This window comes from Chryseobacterium sp. KBW03 (genome assembly GCF_003852415.1).
Taxonomy (GTDB): Bacteria; Bacteroidota; Bacteroidia; order Flavobacteriales; family Weeksellaceae; genus Chryseobacterium; species Chryseobacterium viscerum.
Genome location: NZ_QAJO01000015.1, coordinates 73,964 through 86,607 on the forward strand (window position 1 = coordinate 73,964; position 12,644 = coordinate 86,607).

Consider the following 12,644-nt stretch of genomic DNA (forward strand, 5'->3'; position numbering starts at 1 on the left):
ATATTATTTTATATTTTCAAAGTTTAAAAACACAAAATAAGATGACAGATATTAGAACTACTCCAATTGAGGTAGATCGCTTTTACCATATTTACAACCGTGGTATTAACGGAGAAGCTATTTTCAAATCAGATGGAAACTATAGGTTCTTTCTCAATAAAGTCTCGGAATTTCTTATTCCTGTCTGTGATGTATATGCATATTGTCTCATGTCTAATCATTTTCATCTTTTGGTTAAGATAAAGTCTGATGTTGAACTGAGTAACTTTGTCGAAGGTCAAAATTTTGAAGATACTATAAAAGCTGGCCTTCATTCTCCTCAGAATATTTTCTCAAAACAGTTTGCCCGGATCTTCAATTCTTATTCCCAGGCTTTTAATAAAGAGAATAAAAGGCATGGTGCTCTTATTGAATCTCCATTTAAAAGGAAATTGATTACATCGGATGAATATTTAATTAGTGTCATAATTTATATTCATCAAAATCCGCAAAATCATTTTGGTGTTCAGTTTCCAAAATATAGTTTTTCTTCCTATCAATCTATTTTGAGCCAATCAAAAACATTATTGAGAAGGGATGAGGTTATTGAATTATTTGATAACAGAGAAAATTTTATATTATCGCATCAAAAGGTAATTGATTTTGATGGCGAATTTTAATTTGAAAGTCCAACTCATCCTTGACAAGGATCAAAGTATGATTAAAAATAACTAACTTTATTAGGCGAAATCCGAAAAGCATATAGAGTAGGAGAGAACTTCAAAACTGATTACTATGAAAAACTTAAAAAAACTTTCAAGACACGAGTTGAGATCTCTTAAAGGTGCCGGGCCAAACTGGTCTTGTGCCCTTAATCCTTGTCCTCCCGGAAGCTGTTGTCTTCCTGGAAGATGGCCAGATATTCCCAGAGCATGTTATATATGTGCAGATTCTTAGTCCTTTTAATTAATTTAAACATTTAAAACAATACATAAAGCAGCAATTCTTCGGAGTTTGTTGCTTTATTTTTATAATCTTTTGTTAAAAATTCTGACATATTTGATGGCTTTACATTTATTCATTACTTTCAAACCTGAAATCAATTCAAAAAAATAATACTATGAACGAAAGCTGGATGCAAAAATGGGAAGAAGTGAAAAATATTTTGGTTTGTCCTACAGACCTGGAAACCTATTTTACTTCTGATGAAATTCTGGGGCAGAAAATGGAGACGATGGAAATCGGAAATGTTTCTCTTCCTTCCGGAAAAGTGGTGGTAAGAGATCCGTTGGTTTCTCTAAATGCAAATCAATCACCTTATTTTATTCAGGCTCCAAAAGGTAATTTCCCTGTCACTATTGCCGTGGTAAAGTCTGAAGACTGGGGGGACAGGTATGCTGTTGTAAAAGTAGAATTTACCAAAGAAAAGCCGGTTATTTACAGAGAAGCCTTAGTAGGGATTGAAGAATTGAATGACATAACCGAAGATGATTTTTTTGGTTTCGGGGTAGATGCAGGCTTAGGTTGTATTAGTGATAAGGAAGTGCTTCCTTTTGTGGATAAATTTGTAGATGAAATAGAGGTTGACAATGTGTATGATGATTATTTCGCCGAGCTTTTCTCACAAAGCTATAAAGATAATCCCAACAATCAGAGAGAAGCAGGCGACTGGATCAATTGGACGGTTCCCAATACCGATTATCAGATTCCGATGTTTGCAAGTGGCTTTGGTGATGGTAGCTATCCTGTCTACTTTGCTTATGATGACAACGAAGAAATTTGTGGTTTATACATTCAATTTATTGATGTTGAATTGGCTTTAAGTGACGAAGATGAGGACGAGGAAGAAGATGATGATCAACCTGAAAATTTTGTTTTTCTTAAAAGCTAAATATGAATAAAACTTTTGCTGATAAAGTGGTTCAGTTCAATAAAAACCTGGAATGTCTGGGAAATCTTCCTGAAGGTTTTCAGGTATTGAATCCGTATTTGGATCATCCGGAAACGATGGAAGTCATGCAAAAGTTTTATCATAAATATTATAGTGATTCTGCTCAAAGAAAATTTATGATCGGAATCAATCCCAGCCGTCACGGAGCGGGCGTTACGGGTGTTCCGTTTACTGATACAAAAAGGCTGGAAAGTATTTGCGGAATAAAAATGGAATCTGCCCGTACTCATGAAGTCTCTTCTGTTTTCATGTATGATATGATCGAAGAATATGGAGGTGCAGATCTTTTCTACAAAGACATTTATATCAATTCTCCATTTCCGCTGGCTATTGTAAGAAAAACAAAAAATGGATGGCTTAATGCCAACTATTATGATGATAAAAAACTGTTCGAAGCAGTCAAAGATTTTATGATTGATTCTCTGAAGAAGCATATCAGTCTTAACCTGGATACCTCAGAGGTTTTCATTCTCGGTAAAAAGAACGCCGAATTTATATCAAAATTAAACAAAGAAGCGAAACTTTTTGATACCATGACTGTTCTGGAGCATCCCAGGTATATCCAGCAATATAAATCCAAAGAGAAACAGCTTTATATAAACAAATACATTTTAGCATTGAAAAAATAAATCCCTTAATAATACAATTAAGGGATTTGTCATTTATGAATTAGAATCTTTAGGGGAACTTGGAACTTATGTGAAATTTCCTGATATTAGTTTTTAATGACTTTGGTAGATTCACTAGCTGTTTTGATAATGTAAACTCCTTTTGGAAGCTCTGAAATATTAATTTCGTTATTTCCTTTCTGAGTTTGTACCGTTTTCAGCATTTTACCATCCATACTGTATATTTTAGCTTCACTGGCTTTTTCAGTATTGATAGAAAGTGGTCCATTGGTTGGATTAGGATAAACAGTCATGTTTTTTTGTGTGCTTTTGGCTTCTGAAGTACCCAATACAATGTTACTGTCTTTTACCCAGGTGAAGGCATCTACACCAAGATAATAATAATTACCTCCAAGGGTCAATTGAAGCTCATCGATAACTATGTTCGAATAATTTTGCCCGTTTAGATTAGTCATATCAATCAGGGTATATCCGTTGGTGGTACCTAGAGTGGTTGCAAAACCAGTAGTTTTGGTTTGCGTAAATTTTGTGATCCCACTTAGTTTTCCTGTTATAGTTAATGTCCCTGTTACAACTGGATTTGAAAACTGATTGGCTACATATACCCAAAATCTATTTATCTTATATAAATTAGAAGTGGTCTTTATACTGAAAGAAGGTGTTGCAGGGCCTACATTAGATGTATTATCGATATACCTGTTATCATTAGCAGTGCCACCCCATCCTGTTCCAGGAAAAAGTCCTATGTTGAACGTAGAAGAATGGGAGATGATATTAAATATAACTCCATTATCTGTAAAGCTAGTGCTTCCTGCAGATTCTGTTTCGAAAGTCTCTGTACTGGTCTGCCCGAAGGTAAGAGTTGAAATGAGCAGACTACACATTAGAAAAAAAGTAGTGCTTTTCATGATTTCTGTTTTAAATGTTAGGTTATTGTATAAGTATTAACTGCGTGGAGGATATATACCTTCAATGCAGATGATATAGTTCAGTCCAAGATAAGGTGGCATATTATTCATTGGAAGATTCTGCCCGATAAATGAAATAGATCTGGCGTTGATCGCAGTGTCAGGATCGGTATCGATATAACTTGGTACTGCCTGAAAATTTCTCCCATTTGGAATTCCTGTGATGGCAAAAGAAGATGCTGCCGTAGGAGTTACTGAATTTGCGTTCTGATTAGCTATTTTCAACTGAAATCCACTTCCGATACTTGGAAGGTTTGAAGACAAAATGGTATTTTGTGTAGTACCCGCCATTACTCCCAAAGGATAATACTCATTAGCATTTACGTTGCCAGCTCCTAATGCGATACGTCCTTTTAGGTTGGGCAAAGCGAAAGTTGTGATACCATCTCCACCATAAGTTGTTCCTAAGATAGAAAATAAGGCAGAATTGTTTGAGATTCTTAATAAGCTTCCGTCGCAAAACATCCAGCCTCTAGGTGCGAAATTTCCAGCAAATAATTTAACAATTCCAATGTACTCGTCCATGATAATAATTTTTAGTTTTAAATTTCTTACTCTGTTGTGGGCTTTTCAGATTCCGCCTTTGGTTATTATTTCTAGTCCAAAGGAACGATTAATAAGAGCTGTGTACTAGAGTAGAAAATACCAAATTGAAAACTCCGTATTTCTACGTAATGACTCCCTTATCAAGCAATATTTTGGAGGAATTTTTCTTCTTTAAGTTTCTCTGAACGAGCTGTATTTCGTATTTTTGTAAGAATCCAATAAAAATAAAAATGAGCGAATTTGTAGCGTCAGAAATTAAAAATAATATCGCAGAGATCAGTTTCGGAACACCCAAAAGTAACTCTCTTCCGGGGGCAATTTTAGAAAAACTGGCAGAAACCATCCTTGAAGAAGGCGCAAAAGATGAGGTTAAAGCTATTTTAGTAAAAAGTGCAGGTGAGAAAGCATTCTGTGCGGGAGCAAGTTTCGATGAGCTTTTAGCCATTGAAGAGCTCGAAGCTTCCACACAATTTTTCGGTGGTTTTGCAAAAGTTTTAAATGCCATGAGAAATTGTGGAAAAATCGTAGTAGTAAGAGTTCAAGGGAAAACAACCGGTGGGGGAGTAGGAATTGCCTGTGGAGCAGACTATTGTTTTGCAACAAAAGACTCCGCTTTAGCCCTTACAGAAATCAATCTTGGGATCGGACCTTTTGTAATCGGACCTTATGTAGAGAGAAAAATCGGAAAGTCACAATTCTCTGCAATGGCTATTGATGCTGACTTCAGATCAGCTGAGTGGGCTGAACAGCATAATGTTTACCATTCCGTTTCAGATTCTATTCAGGAAATGGATGAAAAATTGGAGACTTTTTTACAGACTTTAGCATCAAGAAGCAGTGATGCTTTAGCTTTAATAAAAAAAGTTTCATGGGAAGGGACGGATCATTTCAATGAATTGATGCCTGCAAGAATCCATATGAGCGCAAGTCTTATCCTTGAAGATTCTGCAAAGAAAAATATCGAATCCATTAAAGAAAGATTGAGAGCAAAATAATCTTGTTCTTTTAGATACTGGATTTTAATGAGTATACGATCCGGAGAAATTTTTGTTTCTCCGGATTTTTTATGTCTTTTTATTATCGTAAGAGTTCTATTTGAATATTTTCAATGAATCGGAAATCAATTGTATTTACTCATGTTGAGATTAGGATATTTTCATTCTATTGTTGTTTATTTTTGTTTTATGGTATTTAAAGTGAGTTTTTTATTTTAAATCACTAGTATTTTAACATTATTTAAATGATTGTTTGGTTTTTTTAAAACTAATTTAACGAAATTTTAACTTAATTTTTTAATTAATTAAATAATCTTGATTAAAATTATTAATCAATTGTATTTAATTCAATGAAATATCTTTTTCTTTGTGTTTTTAACAGTTTTTATTACATATATTTGCCTTCATACTGTTAAAATATGTTAAATATGAAAATGAAGTTAATATTAAGCACTGCTGTGCTCTTCTTTGTAGGAGGACATCTGGTGGAAGCCCAAAAGGCGAAACGGGACACAATACCCCAGGACACTAAGATTGATGAAATTGTTGTGGTTGCCTATGGAAGCCAGAAAAGAGAAACCATGGTAGGGTCCAATACCGAAGTAAAAGCCAAGCAATTTGCAGACCGCCCGATTACAAGTATCGGACAAGCTTTAGACGGAGCCAGTGCCGGAGTAAAAGTAAGTACCGGTACAGGACAGCCGGGAAGTTCACCAAGTATTCAAATCCGTGGAATAGGTTCGTATGGTATTACAACCAATCCTTTATATGTGGTAGATGGTACCATATATACAGGTTCTCTTGCTGCGATCAATCCCAATGATATTGCATCATTCAATATCCTGAAAGATGCTGCCTCTACCTCGTTGTATGGTTCTGCAGCAGCTAATGGTGTTGTACTGATCACCACAAAATCTGGTCGAAAAGGAAAAGATGCATTCAACTTTAGTATGAGTACCGGAGCAATTGGAAGATCAATTCCGGAATATGACAGAGTGAATGTTCATCAGTATTATCCTCTTATCTGGGAGTCTATAAGAAATGGTAGAATAACCTCAATACCAGGCACATCTATAGCTGATGCGAATGCCTATGCTACAGCACAATTGATTTCAGGAGTTTTGAAGACCAATGTTTTTAATGTTCCTGATAATCAGTTAGTAGTGAATGGAATTTTAAACCCAGATGCAAAACTGAAATATACAGATTTAGACTGGCAGAAACCTTTGATGAATACAGGTTTCAGACAGAATTATGAATTGAATTACAGTGGAGGAAGCAATACAACGACATACTTTTCTTCAGTGGGATATACCAATGAAACAGGATATCTTATCAAATCAGATTTTGAAAGATTTACAGCAAGATTGAAAGTAGATTCACAAGTTAAAAGCTGGTTGAAATTAGGAACAAGTATCAGTGGAGTATCTTCTAACGGAAATAACTCTGTAGAAGGTGTGGATAATAATTCTGCTTATATCAACCCTTACAGATGGACAAGAACAATGGGGCCTATTTACAGCCCTTATGCTCATGATCCTAATACATTTGCTACCCTTTATGATAATGATGGAAAGATAGTATATGATGCAGGAAGTGCCAGAGGTGCTGATGCGGCTGCTGGGAGAAACGTAATTCAGGAAACTCTTTTAAATAAAGATCTTTCTAAAAACTATTACATCATCTCCAGAGCCTATGCTGAGATCAAAGTAGATCCTTATCTTACTTTATCTACCAACGTAGGGTATGACATCAGAAATAACAGAAGAAGTACCTATGGAAATAAAATTATCGGAGATGCAGCTCCCGGAGGTTCAGCTGAAAAATACAGCTTTACTGAACAAACCTTCACCTGGAACCAGCTCTTAAACTACAAAAGAAAATTTGGAGAACACAATTTTGAGTTCCTTTTTGGACATGAAAGTTATAAATTCATGTATGAATACCTGTACGGATATAAAAAAGGACAGATTGTAGACGATAATGATGAATTGATCAACTTTGTAACGCCTGCAACACTTACTTCCCGTACAGATAATTACAGAAAAGAAGGAGTATTTTCAAGATTGAATTATGATTATAAATCAAAATACCTGCTTTCAGGGTCTATCCGCTGGGATGGCTCATCCAGATTTGCCAAAGATGTAAGATGGGCATCATTCTGGTCTATTGGTGCAGGATGGAGGCTGAAAGGAGAAGAATTCTTAAGCAATTCTAATCTTATCAGTGAATTGAAAATTAGGGGTTCATATGGTGAAGTAGGGAATGACAGAACAGACAGTTATTATATGTATAAAAGTACATATACTTTAGGATATAATAATGCTCAGGAGCCTGGAATCCTATTTGGCTTTTTAGCTGATCCTACCATTACTTGGGAGGCAAATAAACAAACCGATATAGGAATTGATTTTGGATTTTTAAATAACAGAATTACAGGTTCTGTAGAATATTATAAAAGAGTTACAGAAGATTTGATCTTCCCGGTTCCTCTTCCGGTTTCATCCGGAGTTCCTGATAATACAATCAGTAGAAACGTGGGAACAATGTATAACCGTGGATTCGAATTCAGCATTAATGCGGACGTTATTAAAACTCAAAATTTCACGTGGAATATCAATGCGAATGCATCCACTCTTAAAAACCAGGTTACCGAACTTTCCAATGGAATAACGGAAATTATCAATGGAACAAAGAAAGTTTCTGTGGGACATTCAATATATGATTACTGGTTAAGACAATGGTATGGGGTAGATCCGGCAGATGGTTCGCCTTTATTCCTTGCTGCTGATGCGTTTGCTAATACAACAGCTGCTGATATCAGAACTGTGAACGGTCAAAAAGTGACTACCAATTTCAACAAAGCGAAATATGATTATTCTGGGACAGCAATTCCTGATTTATTCGGGAGTTTCGGAACATCAATTACATATAAACAATGGTCATTATCTGCAATGTTTACCTATCAGTTAGGCGGAAAAACATATGATTCCAATTATGCAGCATTGATGTCCAGCTACTCACAAGGAGGAGCTTTAAGTACAGATATCCTTGACAGATGGACAACTCCGGGTCAGATTACTGATATTCCTGCATTAAATTCGTCAACATATACGAGCTCAAATGCCGGGAATTCATCAAGATGGCTGGTTAGCTCAGATTTTATTACATTTAGACAGGCTACTTTAAGCTATAGTTTCAGTCCGGAAACTTTATCTCAACTTGGAGTGTCAGGGTTAAGAATCCTTGTTTCAGGTGAGAACTTATGGAGCAAAACAGCAAGAAAAGGGTTAGAACCGGCACAAGCTTTCAACGGTACAGCATCAAACAGATATACTCCGGCGAGAGTGGTAACGATAGGATTTAATGTGTCATTTTAAATAATTAAGTAATGAAAAATATCAAAAAACAATATATAAAATGGGCTGTTGTTCTTTCAGTCTTTACAGGAATGGTTTCATGTCAGAGTGATTACCTTGAAACAGATCCTACTACCGCAGCCTCTGAAGAAGCAGCTTATTCAAGTGCGGCCAATCTTATGGCGATTGTTAATGGGATGCATAGAGATATGTATTCCAGACAGAATGATAGCCAGGGTCAGAATGGGCAGGGTGGAATCATGATTATGATGGATGCTCTGGCAGATGATCTGGTATTCCCATCTACAGGAAATGGATGGTATATTACAACAGTAAGATGGCAGGATCAGGTAAATGAGAGTGGTTCAAATGATTTTTATCCCTATCAATTTTATTATGCATTGATCAGAAATGCAAACCTGGTGATTGCTAATGGCCCATCAGTTCCTGCACCTACAGCAGCTGATGCAGCTACTATTAAAACTGCCATTGGTGAAGCATATGCATTCAGAGCTTTTTGTTATTATATGTTGGTTCAGATTTATGGTAAACGATATGTTCCGGGAACAAATAATACTCAGCTTGGTGTTCCTATCAGATTGGTTGCCAATGAAATTCCTTTGGCAAGAAATACCGTAGAAGAAGTGTATACGCAGATTGGAAAAGATCTTAATGAAGCAGCGACCAGACTTGCTGGAGTTACCAGAGCGACAAAATCGCACTTTAATGATAAAGTAATTTTAGGATTGAAAGCTAGAATCGCATTAACACAAGGGAATTATGCTGCCGCTGTAACTGCTGCTCAGTCAGCTCGTGCAGGGTTTGCTTTGATGGATAATGCAACTTATACTGCCGGCTTTAATAATTTGGCAGGTGTTGGTGAATGGATGTGGGGGGCTACTATTATCGCAGACCAGGGAGATTCATTCTCAAACTTTGGGGCTTATATGTCAAGGAACTTTAATTCAACCAATATTCGTCAGGCTCCAAAAGCAATTAACAGTAAATTATTTTTATCATTCCCATCTACAGATGTAAGAACTAAAAATTTCGATCCAACGGGAGCGCATACAGCACTTGCATTACCTTCGACTTATGCTAAATTCCCATATACAGGACAGAAGTTTCTTGCTGCGAGTCAGGCAGACAGTAGAGTAGATGTTCCTTATATGAGATCTGCAGAAATGTATCTTATAGAAGCAGAAGCTCTGGCAAGATCAGGAGATGAAGCGGGTTCGAAAACAGTTTTCAATGTATTTGCTAAAAACAGAAACCCTTCTTATACAGGTGCTACTACAACAGGAGCGGCATATATCACAGAAATTCTTAACAGCAGAAGACTGGAATTCTGGGGAGAAGGTTTCAGATTTTTGGATCTGAAAAGACTTAATCAAGGTTTGGACAGAACAGGAGCTAATCATTCTTCTGTAGTTACTAATAATGTAATGACCGTTGCCAATACAGATTTACGCTGGGAATTCCTGATTCCAAGAACTGAGATCAATGCCAACCCATTGATTGTTCAGAATCCATTATAACACGTACAGATTTTAATATATGATAGAGAACCCGGCTGCTGGCGGGGTTCTCTTTTTTTGTTTCTATGAGTAAATAAGAGATGAGGTTTCAATGAAAAATTATTTTCAAATTTTAAAATAAATAATTGGTGGATTAAAAATAAATTATAACTTTGTAATTCAAAGTTCTTTTTATGGATTCAAAAAACTATCACGAAGATTTATCCCATATCCGTTCTATGATGGAACGGTCTTCCAGATTTATTTCCTTAAGCGGTTTATCAGGAGTTGTTGCAGGACTGACGGCAATTATTGGAGCTATTTATGTGTATTTTGTTTTTCAAAGAGAAGGAATCAGCTATTTTGATGGAGACAGAAATATTCTTGGACCGGCCTTAGTTAAAGAATTGGTACTGATTGGAGGTGTTATTTTAGTGGTTGCTATCTTCAGTGGATATATTTTTACTGCCCATAAAAGTAAAAAGAAAGGATTGAAGATCTGGGATGCCACTACAAAGCGGCTTTTGATTACCTTTGCAGTGCCTTTGGTAGCAGGAGGAGTCTTTTGTTTGGCGCTTCTTTATCATCATCTTTTCGTTTTTATTGCTCCGGCTACTCTGATTTTTTACGGACTGGCTCTGGTAGCTGCAGAACGCTATACATTAACGGATATAAAGTATTTAGGATATCTTGAGATCATTTTAGGACTTATTTCTTTATTCTTTTTAGGATGGGGATTGCTGTTCTGGGCAATTGGTTTCGGCGTTTTGCATATCGTATATGGATTGATTATGCATAAGAAGTATAAGTAATGGGAATTGGATATGGTTTTGCCTTTGAATAGCGGAATCAGTAGAATAAGTATAAATGTTGCCTTTAGCAGTGATTGCTGAATAAACAAGATAAAGTAAAATGATCAAAATAAATCAGCTCAATAAAGAATTCGAAAGCCGTGTAAGATTGGGCATTATGTCTGTTCTTATGGTCAACGACTGGGTTGATTTTTCTGAAATGAAAAGCCTGCTCGAAATTACAGATGGAAATCTGGCCAGTCACAGCAATGCATTGGAGAAGGCAGGATATATCGAAGTGAAGAAAGAATTTGTTGGGAAGAAGCCTAAAACCTCTTACCGCGTAACACAGAGTGGAAGACAGGCATTTACTGAACATTTAGATGGCCTTGAAAAATTATTGGGACGGTAGTCCTATATTTTTTTGAAAATTTACTTTGAATTACAAAGTACTTTATATGTTAAAATATGAATAAAATGATAACACAAAAACAAAAAACACTCACAATTTATGCTCTTCCATTGGTTTCACTGTGTATTCCATTGCTGGGGAACTTATTTTCTAAGGAAGTAAACTGGTCAGCTTCAGATTTTCTGATAGCAGGAACTTTACTCTTTACAACAGCTTTTTTTATCAACCTGGTCAGAAACAAAATTAAAAAGCAAAGTCAGAAAGTTCTGATCTGTATTTTAATTTTGATAGCTCTTGTACTGATATGGATGGAGCTGGCAGTAGGGATTTTCGGAAGTCCATTTGCAGGAAACTAATCATTTCAATGATTCATTAATCCTAAATAATTATGAAAGATTCGGAAATTTTATACTTCGGAAAGTCTCTGTTTGCTTTGTGTTTGGTACTAGGAAGCCTTTGTCTTCTCGGGTATTTGACAACAAGAATGGAAGAATTTGCAATAGGTGGATATATGCTGCTAATATTTGGAGCATTTTTGAACTTACTGGTGATACTGGGACTATTGATTTATGGTTGCGTATACAGATCGAGATTGAATGAATGTTTGAAAGCCATTGGTATCCTTCTGATCAATATACCCATTGCTATTCTTTATACAGTCATAGGACTTAATAGTCTACACTAAAATAAATACAATATGAAAAAAATACGCGTTCAGTTTCTGCTTTTTGTGTACGATAAAACGCAGAAATTATACAGAAAATACTTTAAAAAGAAAAAAAGACAATGGCAGTTCAACGAAAAACAACTGCTGGAATTTCAGGAAGATTCCCTAGGAAGAAAACTGGGAGAGTTTTATAGGAAACATGGTTTTTCTATGATCCCCAAAATGGAAAATCATGACGTACACCATCTGATTACCGGCTGTGGAACCAACTTCGAAGATGAAATTGCCATGCAGTATCTGCTTCTCGGAAATGGTAAGCTCAATGCACACCTTCTGGCGGCAATCGTATTAGGAACAATTATTCTTCCGGAATATGTGAAAATTTATATCAAAGCCTACAAAAAAGGACAGAACATGAGAACCTTTCATCACTGGAATTTTGAAGAGCTCCTATGGCAGAATTTTGAGCATGTGATGGATTTCATTCAACAGAAAGAAACCGTTGTTATTCATTAAAACTTGATATGATGGGAAAAATAAAATTCAGTTCGTTAGGAGAGAAAACATTCATGACCTCCTTTTTGCTGGGAACATGTTTATTGCTTTTGTTCTGGATTACAAGGGCAGGATTTCTTATAATATTCGGGTTTTACTATGTTGTTATTGCTGCGGTTATTAACCTGTTGATCACTTTATACGAACTTATGGAATATCTGAATGATATCTCAGAAAACAAAAGTTCAGGAAATTCTGTACTTCTATTGTTACTCAACATTCCTATTGCTCTTACATACCTCACCTTATTCTTTAATATTTGCTAACCTCTATAA

Annotated in this window: 15 protein-coding genes; 13 read left to right on the forward strand and 2 right to left on the reverse strand. The window is 35.9% G+C overall.

All coding sequences use genetic code 11. The features are described 5' to 3' along the window. Positions 1-41: 41 nt before the first annotated feature. The 4 genes from DBR39_RS23220 to DBR39_RS23230 all read left to right on the forward strand — a co-directional run bounded on the left by DBR39_RS23220 (position 42) and on the right by DBR39_RS23230 (position 2,559). Positions 42-659, forward strand: coding sequence for a transposase (locus DBR39_RS23220; protein WP_124537053.1), 618 nt, complete (start codon positions 42-44; stop codon positions 657-659). 115 nt (positions 660-774) lie between these two features. Beyond that, positions 775-936, forward strand: a complete 162-nt coding sequence (locus tag DBR39_RS24415) for a bacteriocin-like protein (RefSeq protein WP_185147250.1) — start codon at positions 775-777, stop codon at positions 934-936. Between the two features lie 163 nt (positions 937-1,099). Then, positions 1,100-1,870: a DUF4241 domain-containing protein gene (locus DBR39_RS23225; RefSeq protein ID WP_124537054.1), complete on the forward strand. Its 771-nt coding sequence runs from the start codon at positions 1,100-1,102 to the stop codon at positions 1,868-1,870. Positions 1,871-1,872: 2 nt separating this feature from the next. Continuing rightward, positions 1,873-2,559 (forward strand): SMUG2 DNA glycosylase family protein, encoded by a 687-nt coding sequence (locus DBR39_RS23230; RefSeq protein WP_124537055.1) that lies wholly within the window; start codon positions 1,873-1,875, stop codon positions 2,557-2,559. 86 nt (positions 2,560-2,645) lie between these two features. On the opposite strand, the gene DBR39_RS23235 is transcribed toward DBR39_RS23230, so the two are convergent. Continuing rightward, positions 2,646-3,467 carry a T9SS type A sorting domain-containing protein gene (locus tag DBR39_RS23235; RefSeq protein WP_124537056.1) on the reverse strand — a complete coding sequence of 274 codons (822 nt, stop codon included), beginning with the start codon at positions 3,465-3,467 and terminating at the stop codon, positions 2,646-2,648. Between the two features lie 36 nt (positions 3,468-3,503). Then, a complete protein-coding gene (locus tag DBR39_RS23240; RefSeq protein ID WP_103234318.1) occupies positions 3,504-4,052 on the reverse strand; it encodes a phage tail protein in 549 nt (182 codons plus the stop codon). A 251-nt stretch (positions 4,053-4,303) separates the two neighbouring features. Here DBR39_RS23240 and DBR39_RS23245 point away from each other — a divergent pair, with 251 nt between their 5' ends. The 9 genes from DBR39_RS23245 to DBR39_RS23285 all read left to right on the forward strand — a co-directional run bounded on the left by DBR39_RS23245 (position 4,304) and on the right by DBR39_RS23285 (position 12,635). Beyond that, entirely contained in the window at positions 4,304-5,068 is a 765-nt protein-coding gene (locus DBR39_RS23245) for an enoyl-CoA hydratase/isomerase family protein (RefSeq protein WP_124537057.1), read from the forward strand. A gap of 434 nt (positions 5,069-5,502) precedes the next feature. Further along, positions 5,503-8,448 (forward strand): SusC/RagA family TonB-linked outer membrane protein, encoded by a 2,946-nt coding sequence (locus DBR39_RS23250; protein WP_228447906.1) that lies wholly within the window; start codon positions 5,503-5,505, stop codon positions 8,446-8,448. Positions 8,449-8,459: 11 nt separating this feature from the next. Beyond that, a complete protein-coding gene (locus DBR39_RS23255; protein WP_124537059.1) occupies positions 8,460-9,965 on the forward strand; it encodes a RagB/SusD family nutrient uptake outer membrane protein in 1,506 nt (501 codons plus the stop codon). Positions 9,966-10,138: 173 nt separating this feature from the next. After that, positions 10,139-10,756, forward strand: coding sequence for a hypothetical protein (locus tag DBR39_RS23260; protein WP_124537060.1), 618 nt, complete (start codon positions 10,139-10,141; stop codon positions 10,754-10,756). A gap of 100 nt (positions 10,757-10,856) precedes the next feature. Next, on the forward strand, positions 10,857-11,147 hold the full coding sequence (locus DBR39_RS23265) for a winged helix-turn-helix domain-containing protein (RefSeq protein WP_109739256.1): 291 nt from the start codon (positions 10,857-10,859) through the stop codon (positions 11,145-11,147). A 65-nt stretch (positions 11,148-11,212) separates the two neighbouring features. Further along, complete coding sequence (locus DBR39_RS23270; protein ID WP_124537061.1) at positions 11,213-11,503, forward strand: hypothetical protein; 291 nt, start codon at positions 11,213-11,215, stop codon at positions 11,501-11,503. 32 nt (positions 11,504-11,535) lie between these two features. Continuing rightward, positions 11,536-11,832, forward strand: a complete 297-nt coding sequence (locus DBR39_RS23275; protein ID WP_124537062.1) for a hypothetical protein — start codon at positions 11,536-11,538, stop codon at positions 11,830-11,832. 12 nt (positions 11,833-11,844) lie between these two features. Continuing rightward, a complete protein-coding gene (locus DBR39_RS23280) occupies positions 11,845-12,330 on the forward strand; it encodes a Coq4 family protein (RefSeq protein ID WP_124537063.1) in 486 nt (161 codons plus the stop codon). 8 nt (positions 12,331-12,338) lie between these two features. Continuing rightward, on the forward strand, positions 12,339-12,635 hold the full coding sequence (locus DBR39_RS23285; protein ID WP_124537064.1) for a hypothetical protein: 297 nt from the start codon (positions 12,339-12,341) through the stop codon (positions 12,633-12,635). The last annotated feature ends 9 nt before the right edge of the window (positions 12,636-12,644 follow it).

Excerpts from the sequence above, each read along its gene's own strand:
- DBR39_RS23220 (WP_124537053.1), top strand. The coding sequence starts at position 42 with ATGACAGATATTAGAACTACTCCAATTGAGGTAGATCGCTTTTACCAT.
- DBR39_RS24415 (WP_185147250.1), top strand. The coding sequence starts at position 775 with ATGAAAAACTTAAAAAAACTTTCAAGACACGAGTTGAGATCTCTTAAA.
- DBR39_RS23225 (WP_124537054.1), top strand. The coding sequence starts at position 1,100 with ATGAACGAAAGCTGGATGCAAAAATGGGAAGAAGTGAAAAATATTTTG.
- DBR39_RS23230 (WP_124537055.1), top strand. The coding sequence starts at position 1,873 with ATGAATAAAACTTTTGCTGATAAAGTGGTTCAGTTCAATAAAAACCTG.
- DBR39_RS23235 (WP_124537056.1), bottom strand. The coding sequence starts at position 3,467 with ATGAAAAGCACTACTTTTTTTCTAATGTGTAGTCTGCTCATTTCAACT.
- DBR39_RS23240 (WP_103234318.1), bottom strand. The coding sequence starts at position 4,052 with ATGGACGAGTACATTGGAATTGTTAAATTATTTGCTGGAAATTTCGCA.
- DBR39_RS23245 (WP_124537057.1), top strand. The coding sequence starts at position 4,304 with ATGAGCGAATTTGTAGCGTCAGAAATTAAAAATAATATCGCAGAGATC.
- DBR39_RS23250 (WP_228447906.1), top strand. The coding sequence starts at position 5,503 with ATGAAGTTAATATTAAGCACTGCTGTGCTCTTCTTTGTAGGAGGACAT.
- DBR39_RS23255 (WP_124537059.1), top strand. The coding sequence starts at position 8,460 with ATGAAAAATATCAAAAAACAATATATAAAATGGGCTGTTGTTCTTTCA.
- DBR39_RS23260 (WP_124537060.1), top strand. The coding sequence starts at position 10,139 with ATGGATTCAAAAAACTATCACGAAGATTTATCCCATATCCGTTCTATG.
- DBR39_RS23265 (WP_109739256.1), top strand. The coding sequence starts at position 10,857 with ATGATCAAAATAAATCAGCTCAATAAAGAATTCGAAAGCCGTGTAAGA.
- DBR39_RS23270 (WP_124537061.1), top strand. The coding sequence starts at position 11,213 with ATGATAACACAAAAACAAAAAACACTCACAATTTATGCTCTTCCATTG.
- DBR39_RS23275 (WP_124537062.1), top strand. The coding sequence starts at position 11,536 with ATGAAAGATTCGGAAATTTTATACTTCGGAAAGTCTCTGTTTGCTTTG.
- DBR39_RS23280 (WP_124537063.1), top strand. The coding sequence starts at position 11,845 with ATGAAAAAAATACGCGTTCAGTTTCTGCTTTTTGTGTACGATAAAACG.
- DBR39_RS23285 (WP_124537064.1), top strand. The coding sequence starts at position 12,339 with ATGATGGGAAAAATAAAATTCAGTTCGTTAGGAGAGAAAACATTCATG.